An 18,243-nucleotide genomic window follows, 5' to 3' on the forward strand; every position below is an offset into this window, starting at 1 on the left:
CTTCATCCTCAGGGTCAACAATAATAATACGGTCATCAGGATACCTTAAAATCGTTGGAATAACTTCACTCGTTTTAACAAATACAGACTTTCCAGAACCAGAAGAACCTAGGATAACACCAGAAGACGTGTTCAAATCACGTTGACGATCAAGCGTAATAATATTGTTTGAAATTTGATTTTGTCCGTAATAAATCGCCATCGGACTACTACTTTGCAAGTCAGTATTTGTAAATGGAATTTGTGTGGCAATGTTGGTTGTTGTCATATCACGCATGAAACGGCGTTTAACATCCAAATAAGTTTTTCCGATTGGCAAAATGGTATTAAGCGCTTCTTCTTGGTGGTAGTAAGTTTCTTCAAAATCAACCACATGCTTACGTCCAGCCTGTTTGACACGGTTTGTATAATCGGCAAGCTCTTCAGGTGTATCTGCCTTTAACATGACCGCAAAAATACCTGAAAACATTTTTTGGTCATTATCATTAATTTCAGTACTCCATTTTGAAGCTTCTTCAGCTGTTGCTTGAGCTACGCCTGATACTGCCAAATTTCCTGAAATACCTTTATCGGCAGCAACTTTTTGAGATTTAATCATATCCATTTTCACACCAGCTTCAGCAGTATTGATTTTTTTCACTGCTTCAGCAACATCATATGGTTTAGCATGAATAGTAATGGCTAATTCAATACCAATATCTGTAATTGACTTAATTAGACGGTCGTTTAGAAAAGCTGGAAAACTTCTAGCAAAAAGTACTTTACAGTATTTTTTATCCATCATAAATTGATCCTGTTGAAACCAAATACGTCCAGGGGCAACAAAAGATTTTGTTGTTAATCCACTAATACGAACATCTTTGTAATCAACGTTAAGATATGGATTACCTCTCAATAAGTCAGCGAAAATATTTAGTCGCTCTGTTCCTGTTAAAGGTGTGAAGGGAATATCAATCACTTGGAATTGTTTTGAAAAGTTATTTTCAACATCATTTAATTTTCGATAAGCTTGTTTACGATCTCGTGCAGACGTTGAAACAGTGATAAATTTTTCAACCTTAAAATTATTTTGGTCAATCGCAAAACGTGACGTAATCATATCATTATATTCTTGACGATAGACATCACGGTCATCACTTTCAAGTTCATAGGTAATTTGACTTAAAAGCGTTGATGGAACTGGACGATTAATAATAAGTAATTGGTAAGTATTATCACTGTCTAATCCATTTAAAGCTTCAACATAGTAATCAATAATATCAAGCTTTTCATCCTCATCAGCTGTGATATAGTTAGTATCTCCAAGCTCCCATGTTTTTGAATATTCTTCATCAACAATATGCATCAATCCATCTTCAAATAAAGACGTGTATTTAATTGTGTTTTGAGTACTAGCTTTCAAAGCTTTTTTGAGCTGCTTTGCTCGCTCTTTATCTTCTTTAGTCAAAGGTGTCGTTCCATTCATGGACGCCCTTTTGTTGAATAAACGTACCATTCATATCCTCACTTTCAAAATCTGTTTGATAAGCACGTTCTTGTACTGTAAATTTAAACATTAGAACTTCTTTGATATGTTCATCTTTCTTTATGCCATAAACAAATGATGGCGGAACAGTTAAAGCTAGTGCTAGATAGAACAAAATGTCAGGCAATTTCAAAAAAGAAATCAATGTTGCTAAAGCAACACCAAAGATAATCCCAAATAGCATGACAAGCTGACGCCAAGTAAAACCACCAACGACACTTCGTTCAAACTGGTCAATTGCTTTAAAAAATTCAGAACCTAGTTTGTTCATTTTTCTCCTTTCTACCCAATACCCAAAAAGCACCTCTTAATCAGAGATGCTTTTTATTAAGATACATTAAGTAATTGTTTGGCTTTATGTTGTGAACCAATCAGCAAAATCAAGAACACTACACATTTACCTATATAGCTAAAACCAGGTGCAAATGAGCCTAGCCAAGAATCTTTTGAAATTTGAAATGCAGTATCAATATTAAAACCTTGCCAAATTGCAAGAAGTAAAACTATTACTGCACCTTGGAGAGCGACTGCACCGAATGTTTTTAAAAAGTTAATAGCAATATGACGTGTACTATCACCCATCCAAAACGCAACAATGACTGGTGCTATAGCTTTAAAGAAATAGAGTTCAATAAATCGCAATAAAACCATTACCTTAACTGATAAGGTTGCCGCTGCACCAATAATTGAAGCGATAATATTAACCCCAGCTCGAATAGGAAAACTACCTTTTTTTAACCATGCAAATGTAAACATATTATCACCACTAAAATCAACACCAATTAATTTTGTAACGCCAGTTGTAAACCACATAATAGCATTTAACACTGCACCAGACTGAGATACTAAGAAATAAGCAATAAAATATTTGACTGCTATTTCTAGAAAGAGCTTCCATGTCATCTCACCGCCTTGATTTCTAATAAAGCGATACCAAGAGAGCATTTCAATTAAAAATAAGATCGATACTAAAATATATCCAATAGCCATCAATGACTTATTGATAGCTCCAATTGATGAATTAACAGTTTTATTATAACTTCCTAAAGACTTGGTTAGTTCAGAAAGAGTTCTATCCATATCTCTCCTTTCTAACAAAAATAAAAAGAACCTTTTAAGGTTCTTTTAACAACTATTTATTTTCTTCAACTTTTGCAAAAGTAGCGACGAGGGCTAGTAAAATAATCGCTATTCCAATAATCCAGGTATCTAGCATAGGATGAGGGAAAAAATTTGGAACTGCATTTTGAAAAAAATCTCGCCCTAAAATAAAATCTACAATCCCTCTAAATGGGGCTGGAAAAGGGTTAGTACTCAAATCAGTTCCATATTTTATACTTGCAATAACTCCAATAATCATTCCTAATACAAACTTTGACACAAACCAAACCATGAACACACCAATGGCTGATTTGATTAAATTAAAGAATAACATTGTTAAATAGATTGGAGATACGAGAACAAAGAACAGAGCTTTGAAAAATCCACGTCCTAGAAAACTTAAAGCATCTTTCAAGTGTTCGCTCCAAGTTGGCTTATAAGATGCATTAATACGTTCTAATTCAGCCTGTGACTCTTCTGGTGTATGCCATCTAATACCGAAATGTTCCCATTTAGCATTATCAAGTTCATCCGCTGTTGGTGGACGTCCGTTAGTGGCTTCAAAGTTTTTTGCAAAAGCTACATAATCAAATTCCTTGTTCATTTTCTTTTCTCCTTGTAACCCTTTTACTTACCTTTATTATACCACTTTTTCAACTGATTATCTTACATGTATGTAAGTTATTAGAATGAAATTGAGCGCATAGCCGCAACAATTGCTGCTGCAACACCAGCTGAAATAACCGCAATAGCACCACCTGAAACCATTGAGGTCATTCCTTGGTCCATCATGGCTGGGTTACCATTTTTACGACCTGAGAAATAATCAAAGGCTCCTGTGAGTACCCATCCAAGACCTACAATTGAAAGAATTGCTCCTAAAGCTGTAACAACACGAACTGCTGTATCCATAAATAAGTTTCTCCTTTAAATAAAATTTTTAATAAAAATAAAAGGCTGTAAATTGTCTTATCAGTTATTTTTACAACCTTTTCCAAGTAGGCAACTACCTGCTCCTAGAAACACACTATCTGGAGATTTAAAGACGTCAACAATTATTTAGGCAGGATAGTATGCTTCTAGGAACAGGCGTTGCCTGTCCTTAGTTTAATTAGTAATTAGTTATGTTTTTCTTTTTTGCGAAGACCAAACGCTGCACCAATAGTCATAAGAAGACCAGTAATTGATGCTAATACATCTAGTGCTGAAGTTTTTTCACCAGTTGTTGGAAGAACGCTTGCTTTAGCAACTGGTGTTTCTGCTGTAGGTTTAGCTGGGACTTGTGGAGTTGATGGAACTGGGGCAGCTGGTGTATGAGTGGTTACTTTCGCAATCAACTCACGACCATTGACAGTGTTGATGAAGGTGTTTTCAACTTCACCATCTTTAATACGTTCCACTTCAATCCAGAAGTCAGCATCAAAAGTACCTTCAAGACCTAATGAGCGAAGGAAGTCTTCATTAATGCTGTAAGCCCATTCACCCGCTTGAGCATTCCAAGTCACTTTAACAATTTTATTAATAAAGTCATCATTAGTATCTTGATTGAACTCAAAGATAAAATGATAATTTGTTCCAGCTGCGATAGTATCGCCTGCTTTAATAACTGTACCATCTTCAGTAATAACATCGTATGTTAACGTCATATCTTCTTTGGCAGTATACTCTGTACCAGTAATGACACCTTTCCAGTTTCCTGTGTAGCGGTCATGTTCAATATCTAACTTATCTTTACCATCATATTGCCAAAGTGTGTCATGATCTTTTGGAACAGTCACACCATCCAGTTTATAGTTAAAGACTTGATTAAGTCCAACTTCTTGACCGTCAAGGACTGTACCGTCTTTACTAATGGCATGTTTTTCTGGTGATACGTCTGGAACTTTAACAAAGACTAGATTTGATTGATAGCCATTTCCAAATTCGACTTGAACAAAAGTATTTTCTGCTTTTTCACCTGGTTGAGCGATAACTTCAACTGGTAAATTAACAGTAACGTTATTACCTGTTAGAACATAATTTTCATAGTAATCTTTCAAATCATTTGGAATCCATACAATAAATTCACCATTTGGAGTAAGGTGAGCACCGTCCAAGAAAATTTGAATTTCAGCTGGAATTGGTTGTCCTGCTTCAATATCATAGAATGTTCCTTTTGCAGTAATATCATTACCATTGCTATCTGTTACAGTAGCTTTTGCAACATCAGGGTTTACAGTTGCATCATCAGTATCATCATAAATACCTGCTGCTTTTGTCATTGTATTAACATCAACAACTGTATTAACGTAAGTACTATAATCCGTAATCAAATGGAAGGTAACATCTTTATCAAATACTGTTTTACCATCAATATCGCTACCTGCTTTATCTGTGACTGTTTTAGTTGGTTTTGGATTATCTGGAGTGTCAATTGAAGGAATATTTGAAACAACTTTATAATAACCTTTAGCGGTTGAATAAATGGTTTCAAAAGCATTATCATAGTGAGCATTATCGTTCAATGGTTTACCAACAAAAACAAAACCTGGGACTTCAACATCTTGATCACGATGAGCATTCAAAAGTGACAATAATTTAGCTGTTCCAACTAATTGATAAGAACCATCTTCAGTGGTTTTAAGTGTATAGTAATCCGCATTTGCTTCAGCAGTAGCTTCACTATCTACTTCAAAACCAGCTGGGAAAGGATCGTTCATCACAACAGCTGTCAATTCTTTACGACCAGCCAGCAAGTTACCATTTTTGAGCACCCATTTCACAATTGAACCTTTAGCAACTGTCTTACCATTAATATCAACGTTATCATTATTAACTACTGCTTTTTCATTAGTTGGTTTTTGTGTCACTTCAACTGGATGAACAGCTGCTTTCATAGTAATGTCATGAACAGTTGCTGAAAGAGCTGGAGTCGTTACTTCTGTTTCAACAGTAACTGGAGCAACTTCAGTAGCGAGTTTGATAGCGTGAGTTTCAGCTTGAACGTTAACATCATGAAGAGTAACAGCCTTAGGTACAGTTACTTGTTCAGGTGTGATATGCACATCTTGTACTGAAACTGGTAATAAATCTGTATATGTTGGTGTTTCAACATTTTCAACATTCACATGACGTGGTGTTACGATACTAACTTTTGCTTGTGCTCCAAAATCAGTACGAGCAACGGCAACACCGTTACCACCTGCGGTATTGCGAATAACAGTTGAATATTGATTGCTATATTGTGCAATCAAAGCAACGCCATCTGGGGCGGAGTTAAAGCCTGTTAAAGCACTTGTTGGTGTAGTATTTTTACCGTATGTCAAACCAAGATTTTCATCGACAGCAACACGGTGTCCGCCAACACCTGAATTTGTTGCAAATCCACCACCAACACCGAGGACAGTTACGCCATCAGCTTCTAGAAATTGACCAATATCAAAGTCTCCTAAAAGGGAAATCCAGAGATAATTATCGTTATTATCTGGTGAGTCAACACGAATAACTGTACGAATACCATCAGATTTGTCATTAACTCCGTAACGATAACCATCAACAGCATTAATAGCACCATCTTGGTTCCAGAAAACAACTTCATCTCCTGGTGATGAAAGCCCTGAAGTATCAGTATGGAACAGTACGTACGCATCATGTTGTGAGCCATCAAGCATGGTAATAGCATTTGGAATACGATACCATTTTAAAATTTTACCCTTCCAAATTTGAGTCGTTGTACCATCTGCGTTATAATCGTATGCTTCAGCCCATTTTGAACCAATGTTACTAGTAAGATTGTCACCTTGTGGCGCAACATTTCCCCAGTTCATATTTGCGATAACGTGAGATTGATTAACATTACCTTTAACGTAAACAGTTTCTTTTCCTGGTTCTAGAGAACCGTTTGCAACAATTTCTACACCATTAACGTTTTGAGACTTCTTGAATTGACTTGTACCTGATTGAGTGTATCCGTTTGATCCAACGTGTTGAACCCAACCATCAGTTGCACCAAGTACATTGTTGTCATTAGCTTTCTCAAATTGAGATTTAACTCGTTCAATTTCATCTGAATTAAATTTATCAGCTGTTGCTTTATCTGTTGCATAATCACCAGTGTAATTCAACCCAGCACGATCAAACGCTGCTTTATTCTTTTTGTCTACTTCACCTTTTTTAGCATCGTAAGCATTTTTCTTTGCTGTATTTTCATTTTGAATTTGTTCGTTTTTTGCAGCAACGTCATTCACTTTATCAGATTGCTCTTTAGCAATCTTTTGCGCTTCTTCTACACTTGTTTCAATAGTGCCAGTTTTAGTAACTGTTGTTCCAGAAGCGGTTGCTTTAGCAATAGCATCATTGATAGCTTTATTTGCAGCTGCTTGAGCATCTGCTGCAGCTTTTTTGTTAGATGAATTAGTAGTTTCAGCATTTGCTTTTGCTGTTGCAGCATCTTTTAGAGCTTGTTCTTGTTTAGCAATATCTTTTTTAGCTTCATCAACTGAAGTGTATGTTTGTGATGTTCCTTTTGTAAGATCTAAGCCAGCATTTTGAGCTTCTTTAGTTAAATCTGAAATAACTTTATCAGCTTCTTTTTGAGTTTCAGCTGCTTTATCTAAACTTGCTGTTTGTTTATCACTATCAGCTTGAGCATCTGCTGCTGAAGTGTATGTTTTTGCATCTCCAGTTGAAACTTCGACACCTGCTGCTTTAGCATTATCAGCCGATTTTTTAATAGCTTCATCGATGCTAGCTTGTGTTTCTTTAAATTCAGTAAGTTTAGCGACTTGAGCTTGAGCATCTGCTAAAGCTTTAGATAGATCATCATATGATTTTGAACCAGTTGTGCTGACTGTAACACCTGCTTTTTTAGCTTCTTCAAGAGCTTGTGCCATTGAATTGCTAATGGTGTTTTGGGTATCTTGAGCTTTTTTCAAATTAGCAACTTGATTTGCTAAATTTTCAAGAGCTTTTTTAGCATCACTTGTTTTAGCACCAGCTTTAACATTCACTTTTACACCTGACCCCGTAGCTGCTTCCACAGCTTTAGGAAGTTGTTCATTGACTTGCTTTTGAGCTTCAGTCACAGTAGAAAGATTATCTACTTGTTTTTTAGCATCAGCCTTGGCATCATCAACTGAAGTATACGTTTTTGCTGATTTGCTTGCTTCGGTTGAAACTTCGACGCCTGTTGCTTTAGCTGCTTCTTCAGCTGTTGCTTTAGCATTGTCAACTTCTTTTTGTGTTTCAGTTGCTTGGTCAATGGCTTCCTTTTGTTTGTCTAAATCAGCCTGAGCATCTGCATAACTAGAATGAGTTACAGTACCATTTTGATCTACTTCAACTCCTGCTGCTTGAGCATCAGAGACTGATTGATCTAAACCATCTGATGTTACTTTGTCAGTCATTTGACCTGTCTGCTCACCTGATTGATTGGTTAAATCAGTGTGCTCTTGACTGTTATCAGCTTGAGCATCTGCTAAATTAGTAGCATTACTATCCGAAACAACTGTTACTTCTGGTTGAGTATCAACTGTATTCGCTATATCATCAGCATATGCTGAACTTGAAAATGTAACGACTGCTCCAAGAGCAATTCCTGAAGCTAAACCTTTCGCCCATTTTTTCTTGCGGAAAAATCCGTGTCCCTTTTTGGTTTGTGATTGTTGAATAAATTGATTTGACATAATAACCTCCTGGTTTTTCCTAAAAAACTACAGCAATAAAAAACGAACAGTTTATTGACATGTTCTTTTCTTCACTATTTTAGATTTTTAAATTAAATTTCTTGATTTTTACGTTTTTTTAAACCAAAACCAAGAACTGATAAAATGAGGGCACCTACAACTGACAAAACAGTTGAATTTTTTTCACCAGTGTGTGGTAAAGTGACTGTATCACCTTGAATAGTTTTGGCTGTGTAAGTTCCATCAGCATTAGCTTTAACACCTACAACTTCAGGAGCTACTTTTTCACCTGTTGAGAGAGTGACTAGACCGTCACGAATATCAACAAGACTTGCACCGTTATACAGTGTCACTGGATTACTTCGAGTCACATCACGAACGACTTGACCAGTGACTGTTGAAGTTGTTCCAACTTGTGAAGCTCCAGCATTTTGTGCAGTTTCTGCTGTAATGTTTGGATTGTTCGTTGGAACGCTTGTATCAGGAACTACGGTAGCTTTACCACCATCTGTAGTTGGTACTTCTACCTCTCCAGGCTGCTCTGATGGTGTTTCTGTTGACTTTTCAGGCTCTGTAGCTGGTTGCGTTGGTTCTGTTTCTGTTGTTTCAGATCCTCGTTTACTTGATTCATCTTCAGCTGCACCAGGAACTGTTTTACTACCTTCAGGAGCTTCTGTTGAAGAAGATGATGAAGGAGTTGGTGTATTTGATTCACCTCCAGGTGCTACTTCTGATGATGATGGAGCAGGTGTTGGTTCTACTTGCTCAGTAGAAGGTGAAGTTGTTCCATCTGAAATAACTTCATCTGCATAAACTCCTGTTGATGCTGTCGCTAAAATTGCTGTTGAAAATAAAGCTAACGCTTTTACTTTTTTCATGTTTGCTCCTTTATTCTTTCCTTTGTCGGTGATAACCTCTTCCTGTTAAAACGAGGACATATTTTCCGTTTCGTTTAATTCGTTCAGCTATGATAAAGTGTTTTCGCTTAATGAATTTAATAGCTGAATAAATTTCATGAAACCTTAAAATATCTTCACCAACAATTGTGATTTTACCGTTAATTGTTCTTTTTCGCTGAACAATGGCAAATTTAGGTTTGATAATAACTTGTCTTCCATCGTCAAGATAAGCTATTGCTTCACCTTGACGTCCTAAAAGACGTAAATCTGATAACGTTAAAAATGGTTTATCAGATACTTGTAGCAAGTTTGACATAACAAACTCCTTTCTTGCTTATGTGGATTTTTCCATCTGCAAAAACGCATGAGTAATACTCACACCTCTTGAAGAAGAGGTAAGCCAAGACGTGCCTGCTACTTTAGCAGGCTGTTACACCGCCTTCCTTATTCATTGTTATCCTATAGGCTTGCTGATGAGGTCGGTGTTTGTGTTAAATTATCAAAGATCTAAATCAAGTAGTTTAAAGACTTGCTTGGGTCAAGAGTAATATTAAGCAGCTTTTTGTGAATGATGCTCATCGTGATCGTGCTTGGGTGATGATATAACTGTCATCTCATCGTCAGCCATTAGGGGTGCATCATGAATTTCAACCGCTAAGAAAATAAAGATAAATACAATAACTGCTGCAATTAAAACTAAGATCAAATTAACCATTTTCAATACCTTCTTTTTTTACGCTATAGTAATTTTCTGCGTTTAAATGAGCTATTCTTTTTTGTTCAAATTGACGTTCTTGCTTCAAATTGTCCAAAGATTTTAGCAAATAGGCTAATGGTGATGCACTATCCTTTGGAATACGGTCAATCATGTTTAATACTTCCAAACTTGTAACGTAGCCTTCTGATAAATATTGGCCAATTTTCATTTTCTGATTATGTGTCATAGTAAGTACATCTGGAAAACCAAACATCTGGTCATTATATTTATCAGCAATCACTTGTAACAGAGAATAATATTGTGGTTCGACAAATGGAACTGATTGATCTTTTGATAATGATTGATAAGTTTCAGCAGACTGTGAAAATTCATTAGAATTTTTTTCAGTCTTTCTAGAACTATAATTATCTTTACTAAAATCAGTTTTACTAGAGTCTTTATAATTCGAGTCAAAATTATTAACTGCCTCCGTTAAATCTTTTGACACCCCCCGTAAATTATTTTTACGGGGTCTATTTTGGCGCTTTTCGATACGTTTTTGGAAAGCTTTTTCTTGACGTTCTAAGCGTTCTTGTTTGTACTTCTCAGCATCATAGGTCATGACTTGACCAACATAGATACGATTAGCCAGTTGACCATCTGCATTGGAGAATTGACTATACTCATAAATTAAGCCATAGTCTGAAAGATCTTTTTTTAGTTTGATAGCCGTCGGTTTGGAGCAGTTAAAATATCGTTGGATTTCTGCGTTGGAAAATTCTATATAAACACGACCTACCTCGTCTACCCAGCCATTTTTAGCAGAAAGTTTTAAACGATTTTTCATCATGCTATACAATACCTTCGAGTCTGACTTAAGCTTTTGATAATGAGTATCTTCCCATAGCACCCAAGCCATCGGAAAGAAGCGTTCCGATGTCTGCATCTGTTCCAGAGTGATGGCTGAAAATTGTTCTAATCCACTCATCATCTCACCCCTCAAAAACTCTTAGGCTCAAGTTGCCATTTTTGGCAATACAAATCGTCCTTTCCATCTCCATCAACTCCAGTGCTTTAACGACTCTTTCTCGTGGCCAGCCTGTCTGTTTCATGAGGTCAACGACAACAATATTTTGAGTTAATTTAGCAATTGGTGTCATATCTAAAATCCTTTCGTAACACTTTTGGTATAGAAAAAAGAGAACAATTTTCATTGTTCTCTCAACTTATAGTTCCATTTTTATCAAATTCTCAAAAATCTATACACTTACTCTTATTCTTAAGATACCCTAGACTTTTTGATTCCATTTGGAATAATGATCGTTTTTAATAATAAGTTTTCTTCACGAATTCTTAAATAAATAACAAAAGCATAAATTGGCAAGACAAATAATGCTGTATACTTAGCATGACACAATAAAGTTACACCTAAAAGTTCAGGAGCAATATTTAAGAAATAGTTAGGATGCTTAACAACCCTAAATAGCCAGTGATCTACAAATTGATGATTTTTATCTACCATTAATTTCACTGTCCAAATACGACCAAGTAAACGTGTTACTGTATGTAACATAAACACAGAAAAAATCATCAAGCTAAGCCCGATTACGCTAACAAAATTAAAACTTGCTTTTGTTAGAACAGCCTCAGTTACAGATGAAAAATAAATGATAATATGAAGAACTGTGATTGCTTTTGAAACACCTACACCATATTCTTTAGCACCATTTTTTCTTAAGGCCTTTTCATTAGCTATAGATAGCTTTAAATAAGCTAAACGAATGATAAACATAGCGGCCATTAACCCAATAATAATTGACATTGTAAACTCCTATTGTTTTGTATTATATTACAACATTATAAGAAAAAATAGTTTTATTGTCAAACTATATTTCATTAAAAATTAATAAATTAAAAAGAACTAGTAAAAACTAGTTCTTTCAAGATTGCCAACGTTTTTCTCCATCAAGGTATGTTGCAACTAAATCTAGATGTTTATCTAATACAATAAAATCCGCTGCATAGCCTTCTTTTATCTGTCCACAGACATTATCAATGCCTACAGACACTGCTGGAACATAACTCGCCATACGCACTGCCTCTTCCGGAGTAGCAATTCCCCATTCTACAACATTTTTTAATCCATCTTTGAGCTTAAGAATAGAACCAGCTAAATTCCCTCCATCTTTCAAACGCGCAGTTCCATTAGACACAACCACGGGCAATTCCCCTAACATATAATCTCCATCAGGGGCACCTCCAGCTGCCATACAATCTGTTATTAATGCCACATGATTATGGCCTTTTTGTGTCATTAAAATGTCACAAGCAACAGGATCAACGTGATGACCATCGCAAATGAGTTCGGCATAAGTATTAGGTAAATTATAAACCGCACCAACCATACCTGGTTCTCGGTGTGTCAAACCACGCATACCATTATACGCATGTACCCAAACTGAGGCACCCGCCTTCACTGCCTTTTTAGCTTCTTTATATGTCCCATTAGAATGACCTAAAGCTACCGTAACACCTTGCTTTGTGATTGCTGAGACAAATTCCTCAACTCCCTCACGTTCTGGTGCCAAAGCAATTTTTGTAATCAAGCCTTTTGCAGCCTTCTGCCATTGAGCAAACTCTTCCAAGTTTGGATTTCTCATATAAATCGGATTTTGAGCTCCTTTATATTCCTCAGTAAAATATGGTCCCTCAAAATAGATGCCTTGAATTTTTGCTCCTTGTTCTTTGCCCGCTACTGCCGCAACTGATTTAGACGCCTCTTCTAGTCGCTTTGTATCTGAAGTTAGGGTTGTTGGCAAGAAAGATGTGACTCCAGTAGATAGCAAGCCAGCACTCATTCGCAAAATTCCTTCTGAATCACAATCCATAACATCAGCGCCAGCAAAACCATGAATATGTGTATCAACTAAACCAGGTGCTATTTGGTAACCTGAATAATCTAAAATCTCCTCTTGTCCAGAAATATTTTCTATCCATTTACCAAAGTGATTATCTTTTATTTCTAAATAACCGTTTTCCTTTACATGATCAGCATAAAAGAATCGGTCAGCCTTGATGTACTTCGTCATCTTCTTCCCCCCATTCACTCTCATTATAACGCTTTAAGGTATTTTTGTAAATGGTATATACCTATTTTTTAAAAAGTCATGGTTTATTCTAAGAAAGAACTATACACTTGTTATAAACCACTTCACTTGGTTGTACTTTTAAGGTTTTAATTGCTGTTGCTCATAATTCTTTTCCTTCTCCAAAACTATCAACTGCTAATTCTCTTATAGTTTTTGATGAGAATGGCTAATTAAAAAGCATAGCAAAAAAGTCTAGTAAAACTAGACTTTCAGGATTTTACTGAGCAACACCCGTCCCATTAGTAGCAGGTACAGTACCAGTTCCTGGAGTCGGAACAGTATTGTTAACCCCTGGAGTAACTGGTGTATTATTCGTTTGCGGTTGCTCATAAGTTGGTGCTACATTCTGATTAACATAACTAGAAGTATCCTGACTAGCAGGATTAGCTGTCCCTTGTTCTGTAGTTTCAGCTACTGAACTAGAGGGAGTTTGATTCCCAATCAAACCATATTGTGTCTTAACAGTATCAATACGTTTTTGTAAAGCTTCTTTAGATTCTTTGACAGTTAACTTATTGACTGCCGCTTCAGCTTTTAACACATTTTCTTCTGAAGGGGCTTGTTCTAGAATTTCTACTAAATCTGTAGCATCTTTGGTAGCTTTCTTATCTGCTTCGTCTTTAAGATACTTATCTTTTGCTTTCTTAAAACGTTTTTGCAAAGCTTCTTTTTTAGAAGAATTGGACAATTTATTTAAAGCAAGTTCGACATCCTTCAATAATTTTTCTGAAGGTTTCTTCTCAAATTTATCTAACATATCTTGTACCTCAGTTAATTGAGAATCACTGACATGGTTAACACTGCTTTCTACAGTATCCATTTGAGTAGTGCCATGATCTTTAAATAAGAAAAACGTAACAGAAGCAAAAATTAATAAAATAATACTAGCAATAAGTGCTAAAAGTTCTTTTTTATCTATTTTCATACTCACTCCTAAAGTTTCTTCACATTATTATAACATAAACTAAAGGACATAAACAAACCTATTTTAGAAGAATCATTGTCTATCACTCTTATTTTCTACCGGTAACTTAGTTATATTTGACATCTCAACTACTTTGTATTACAATGTAGCTACACCAGTAACTTGTATTACAATATAGATAAGGACATAATATGATTCCATCGCAAATGCTAAAAGGATTACTTGAAGGAGCTATCCTAAAAATCATACAGCAAGAGGAGACTTATGCTTATGAAATCTCAAAAAAATTAAATTCTTATGGTTTTGGGGAAATTTCCGAAGGGACAATCTACCCCATTATCTTAAGGCTACAAAGCAATAAATATATAAAAGGACAACAAAAGCCTTCCCCTCAAGGACCTAAGCGTAAATATTATACGTTAACCAATGAAGGCGTGGAGCAGTTAGCCCAATTTAAACAGAATTGGGAGTCACTTAGTAAAGCATTAAACAAACTACTCTAAAAATTGGAGAGGAAACTAGCATGGATAAACTGAAAAAATTACAAAAAGAAAATACGCTATTAGAAGAAAGAATTGATAACTCTAATAACCAAACCTATACAGATATGATTGTCTATTTGCGGGGTGCTAGCATTAGCCCCTACCATCAGGAGCTCATTCGAAATGATATTGTCAATATGTTATTAGAAGCACAAGAGCGACAAGCAAGTTTAGTTAGTGTATTTGGAGAAGATAGGCACGATTTTATAAACCAAGTTATTAAATCTACACCTAAAATCTCTAAGAAAGAAGAAACATTACAACGTTGGGATTTAGCCATTTTACTACTAACTATCCAAATGATTATCTTTTTAGGAGGATATCTCATTACTGAAGCACTTCAACAGTCAGTACCAGATCTAATCCCTATTACTCTATTAGATGTTCTTTTTGCAATCTTTATCAGTTTTATTGCTGTCAAGATAACTGATACCATAATATATGCTACATATAACTTCGATAAATCGAAAGAAAAGAAATATTTCTTTCGATATATGTTTCTAATTCTTTCGCTTATCATAGCTTATATCCTTATAGGAAAATATTGTCATCTTCCTTTCATTAATATCCCCCTTTGGATTTATTTAATTATACTGGGACTTAGCTTCTCTCTTCATATCATTGTTAAAAAACACCTGAATAAACATTATTATATTGAATTTTAAAAGAGGTATAACTATATAAAAAATAAAACGACAAGGATATTCTTAGTCGTTTTATTCTGTGCCCATTTTTACGAATGCTCTCCATGCAACTGATTTTTAAGATAAAAAATTAGTTATCTCAAATAAGCCATTTTATTGACTATTATAGTATCTTAACTTCCTGTCAACTCTTTTATTGACAAGCCTGTCTTTACACAAAATAATATATGATATCAAATAGGTGAGTGAACACTTACTCACCGAGAGAGGAGCAAAAAGTTATCATGAAAAAAGTCATCGATTTAAAAAAACTACAAAAAGCATACGCCTCAGAAACTGTTTTAAATAATATTAATTTGGAGGTGTTTAAAGGCGAAATAATTGGATTAATAGGACCCTCTGGAGCAGGGAAATCTACCTTGATTAAAACTATGCTTGGCATGGAAAAAGCAGATAAGGGAACAGCTCTTGTTCTTGATACTCAAATGCCAGATCGTAATATTTTAAATCAAATTGGCTATATGGCTCAATCTGATGCCTTATACGAATCTTTAACCGCCTTAGAAAATTTATTATTCTTTGGAAAAATGAAAGGTATTCAAAAAACTGAATTAAAACAGCAGATAACTCATATTTCTAAAGTAGTAGATTTAGAAAACCAACTTGATAAATTTGTCTCAGGTTACTCAGGAGGTATGAAAAGACGGCTTTCTCTAGCCATCGCCCTACTTGGAAACCCCACAGTTTTAATCCTAGATGAACCTACCGTTGGAATTGATCCATCCTTGAGGAGAAAAATCTGGCAAGAGCTAATTAATATTAAGGATGAAGGACGTTCTATCTTTATTACAACCCACGTTATGGATGAAGCAGAATTAACAAGTAAGGTTGCACTACTATTACGTGGAAACATTATTGCCTTTGATACTCCATTACATTTAAAAAAACAATTTAATGTGAGTACTATTGAGGAAGTTTTCTTAAAAGCTGAAGGAGAATAATCATGAGAATTATTGCAATAACTGAAAAGGTTATAAAAGAACTGTTTCGTGATAAAAGAACACTTGCTATGATGTTTTTAGCACCTATTTTAATTATGTTTTTGATGAATGTTATGTTTTCTGCGAATAGTAATACAAAAGTTAAGATTGGAACTATTAACGTTAACACGAAGGTCGTTTCAAATTTAGATAATATTAAGCATATTAAAGTGAGATCATTTAAATTTAACTCATCTGCTAAAAAAGCACTCAAATCAAATAAAATTGATGCTCTTATTTCGGAGGACAATAAATCTTATACTCTCTTCTATGCGAATACAGATTCTTCAAATACAACTTTAACAAGACAAGCTTTTAAAACCGCTGTTAATACAATGAACAGTAAGGAACTGATTTCGCAAGTTAAAATTTTAGCTAATAAGAATCCGAAACTAGCACAATCCTTACAAACTCGCTCCAAATATATCAAAGAAAAATATAATTACGGAAATAAAAATACAGGCTTTTTTGCAAAAATGATACCAATACTAATGGGATTTATGGTCTTCTTCTTTGTTTTTTTAATTTCTGGAATGGCTTTATTAAAAGAGCGTACTTCTGGTACACTTGATCGACTCCTTGCAACTCCTGTTAAACGTAGTGATATTGTATTTGGATATATGTTATCATACGGCATTCTAGCAATTATTCAAACGATAGTTATCGTTTTATCAACTATTTGGCTACTAGATATTCAAGTTGTAGGTAGTATTTTTAGTGTCATCATTGTCAATTTTATTTTGGCTCTGGTTGCCTTATCATTAGGAATCTTAATGTCTACTCTAGCAAAATCAGAATTTCAAATGATGCAATTTATTCCCTTAATTATAATGCCTCAATTATTCTTTTCAGGAATAATCCCTCTAGAAAATATGGCAAATTGGGCTCAGACAGTCGGTAAAATTCTACCACTCTCCTACTCTGGTGATGCACTTACAAAAATAATTATGTACGGTCAAGGATTATCTAACGTTTCTTCAAATCTTCTGGTACTTCTTCTATTTTTAATTATTTTAACCATCGCAAATATCTTTGGACTAAAACGATACCGTAAAGTATAATACCATTTGAAAAGGAACTAAGTATGAAAAATAATATTATTTTTTCTATTGAACAATATATTAATGACCAAGAGATGCCAAAAGGAAAACAAAAAGTTATTTTATCCGCTATAGAGCTCTTTGCCTCACAAGGCTTCCATGGAACTTCCACTGCTCAACTAGCTAAAAATGCAGAAGTTAGCCAAGCAACTATATATAAATATTTTGAAACTAAAGACAAGCTTTTGGTTTTTATTCTCGAGTTAATCGTACAAACTATTGGACGCCCCTTCTTTACAGAATTATCTACATTTTCTACTAAAGAGGAACTAATTCATTTCTTTGTACAGGACCGTTTTAAATTTATTGAAAAAAATAATGATCTCATTAAAATATTGATGCAAGAATTATTAATCAATAGTGAAACATCAACTATTTTTACTAAGCTAATAAATTCAACTGATCCAAACATTACTAAAATTTTCAACTGTTTAGGTGAAGGAAATTCGTTGAATAAAATGGAAATACTTCGAGCAGTAATCGGACAGTTCATTACTTTCTTTATTCAATTATATATCCTTAATATAAAGCCTGAAAGTCTAGAGGAAGAACTAAAACAAATAGAAAAACAAATATTAAAATTACTGAGCTAGATAATACTTCTAAATTTAAAGAAAGCATTCAATCTACTCTACATCTCATTAAAAATACCATCGTATACTCTACTCTATCAAAAGATACATTTAAATAATTCACCATTATTTCTTGTTCATGTTCTTTAGGTAAGCTAACTGTTCTTTTTTTGTCATTTTTTATCTTTCTTTACTGCTGACTGTTTGCTATTTTTTACTTCGTTTAACTGACTTTTAGATTCACTATTCATTTGACAGTCTACTAGTAACATCCCAATAATAGATATGGGAATGAACCATTTTATATATTTTTTCATCATACTCTCTTTTCTTAAAAACTACTTCTTATGTCAAGTACCTAATAAAAATAATTATTTTTTATAAGA

General features: G+C 34.6%; 19 protein-coding genes. 5 read left to right on the forward strand and 14 right to left on the reverse strand.

Features of this window, described 5'->3' with window-relative positions; all coding sequences use genetic code 11:
• The 14 genes from HMPREF9171_RS01525 to HMPREF9171_RS104210 form a co-directional block, all read right to left on the reverse strand.
• Nucleotides 1-1,465: VirB4-like conjugal transfer ATPase, CD1110 family (locus HMPREF9171_RS01525; protein ID WP_001014606.1), on the reverse strand; the 1,465-nt coding region annotated here is incomplete at its 3' end.
• Complete coding sequence (locus tag HMPREF9171_RS104260; RefSeq protein ID WP_001037296.1) at nt 1,440-1,796, reverse strand: PrgI family mobile element protein; 357 nt, start codon at nt 1,794-1,796, stop codon at nt 1,440-1,442. The genes HMPREF9171_RS104260 and HMPREF9171_RS01525, both read right to left, overlap by 26 nt.
• Before the next feature lie 56 nt (nt 1,797-1,852).
• A complete protein-coding gene (locus HMPREF9171_RS104255; protein ID WP_000376276.1) occupies nt 1,853-2,605 on the reverse strand; it encodes a hypothetical protein in 753 nt (250 codons plus the stop codon).
• A 52-nt stretch (nt 2,606-2,657) separates the two neighbouring features.
• Nucleotides 2,658-3,230 (reverse strand): hypothetical protein, encoded by a 573-nt coding sequence (locus HMPREF9171_RS104250; protein ID WP_001030970.1) that lies wholly within the window; start codon nt 3,228-3,230, stop codon nt 2,658-2,660.
• A gap of 80 nt (nt 3,231-3,310) precedes the next feature.
• Nucleotides 3,311-3,538 carry a hypothetical protein gene (locus HMPREF9171_RS104245; protein WP_000379152.1) on the reverse strand — a complete coding sequence of 76 codons (228 nt, stop codon included), beginning with the start codon at nt 3,536-3,538 and terminating at the stop codon, nt 3,311-3,313.
• Nucleotides 3,539-3,744: 206 nt separating this feature from the next.
• Nucleotides 3,745-8,289 carry an SspB-related isopeptide-forming adhesin gene (locus HMPREF9171_RS104240; protein ID WP_000070630.1) on the reverse strand — a complete coding sequence of 1,515 codons (4,545 nt, stop codon included), beginning with the start codon at nt 8,287-8,289 and terminating at the stop codon, nt 3,745-3,747.
• 92 nt (nt 8,290-8,381) lie between these two features.
• Entirely contained in the window at nt 8,382-9,167 is a 786-nt protein-coding gene (locus HMPREF9171_RS104235) for an LPXTG cell wall anchor domain-containing protein (RefSeq protein ID WP_001872439.1), read from the reverse strand.
• Nucleotides 9,168-9,177: 10 nt separating this feature from the next.
• Nucleotides 9,178-9,504, reverse strand: coding sequence for a hypothetical protein (locus HMPREF9171_RS104230; protein WP_000067505.1), 327 nt, complete (start codon nt 9,502-9,504; stop codon nt 9,178-9,180).
• Nucleotides 9,505-9,738: 234 nt separating this feature from the next.
• Nucleotides 9,739-9,903 carry a hypothetical protein gene (locus HMPREF9171_RS1000000113965; protein ID WP_001872440.1) on the reverse strand — a complete coding sequence of 55 codons (165 nt, stop codon included), beginning with the start codon at nt 9,901-9,903 and terminating at the stop codon, nt 9,739-9,741.
• Nucleotides 9,896-10,873: a replication initiator protein A gene (locus HMPREF9171_RS104225; protein ID WP_000015622.1), complete on the reverse strand. Its 978-nt coding sequence runs from the start codon at nt 10,871-10,873 to the stop codon at nt 9,896-9,898. Before HMPREF9171_RS104225 ends, HMPREF9171_RS1000000113965 begins: the two co-directional genes overlap by 8 nt.
• Nucleotides 10,874-10,877: 4 nt before the next feature.
• Nucleotides 10,878-11,045, reverse strand: coding sequence for a hypothetical protein (locus HMPREF9171_RS1000000113660; protein ID WP_017643057.1), 168 nt, complete (start codon nt 11,043-11,045; stop codon nt 10,878-10,880).
• A 119-nt stretch (nt 11,046-11,164) separates the two neighbouring features.
• The gene (locus HMPREF9171_RS104220) at nt 11,165-11,707 is read right to left on the reverse strand and encodes an isoprenylcysteine carboxyl methyltransferase family protein (RefSeq protein ID WP_000022342.1); all 543 of its coding nucleotides are present in this window, start codon (nt 11,705-11,707) and stop codon (nt 11,165-11,167) included.
• 118 nt (nt 11,708-11,825) lie between these two features.
• Nucleotides 11,826-12,974, reverse strand: coding sequence for an N-acetylglucosamine-6-phosphate deacetylase (gene nagA, locus HMPREF9171_RS104215; RefSeq protein WP_000170470.1), 1,149 nt, complete (start codon nt 12,972-12,974; stop codon nt 11,826-11,828).
• Between the two features lie 277 nt (nt 12,975-13,251).
• Nucleotides 13,252-13,959 (reverse strand): hypothetical protein, encoded by a 708-nt coding sequence (locus tag HMPREF9171_RS104210; RefSeq protein WP_000687006.1) that lies wholly within the window; start codon nt 13,957-13,959, stop codon nt 13,252-13,254.
• Between the two features lie 191 nt (nt 13,960-14,150).
• Here HMPREF9171_RS104210 and HMPREF9171_RS104205 point away from each other — a divergent pair, with 191 nt between their 5' ends.
• The 5 genes from HMPREF9171_RS104205 to HMPREF9171_RS104185 all read left to right on the forward strand — a co-directional run bounded on the left by HMPREF9171_RS104205 (nt 14,151) and on the right by HMPREF9171_RS104185 (nt 17,878).
• Nucleotides 14,151-14,462 (forward strand): PadR family transcriptional regulator, encoded by a 312-nt coding sequence (locus HMPREF9171_RS104205; RefSeq protein WP_000613124.1) that lies wholly within the window; start codon nt 14,151-14,153, stop codon nt 14,460-14,462.
• Nucleotides 14,463-14,482: 20 nt separating this feature from the next.
• Complete coding sequence (locus tag HMPREF9171_RS104200; protein WP_000359374.1) at nt 14,483-15,166, forward strand: DUF1129 domain-containing protein; 684 nt, start codon at nt 14,483-14,485, stop codon at nt 15,164-15,166.
• A 263-nt stretch (nt 15,167-15,429) separates the two neighbouring features.
• Nucleotides 15,430-16,146, forward strand: coding sequence for an ABC transporter ATP-binding protein (locus tag HMPREF9171_RS104195; RefSeq protein ID WP_000755575.1), 717 nt, complete (start codon nt 15,430-15,432; stop codon nt 16,144-16,146).
• 2 nt (nt 16,147-16,148) lie between these two features.
• Nucleotides 16,149-17,246: an ABC transporter permease gene (locus HMPREF9171_RS104190; protein WP_001219923.1), complete on the forward strand. Its 1,098-nt coding sequence runs from the start codon at nt 16,149-16,151 to the stop codon at nt 17,244-17,246.
• Nucleotides 17,247-17,269: 23 nt separating this feature from the next.
• Nucleotides 17,270-17,878 (forward strand): TetR/AcrR family transcriptional regulator, encoded by a 609-nt coding sequence (locus HMPREF9171_RS104185; RefSeq protein WP_000794360.1) that lies wholly within the window; start codon nt 17,270-17,272, stop codon nt 17,876-17,878.
• The last annotated feature ends 365 nt before the right edge of the window (nt 17,879-18,243 follow it).

Source organism: Streptococcus agalactiae ATCC 13813, assembly GCF_000186445.1.
GTDB lineage: Bacteria > Bacillota > Bacilli > Lactobacillales > Streptococcaceae > Streptococcus > Streptococcus agalactiae.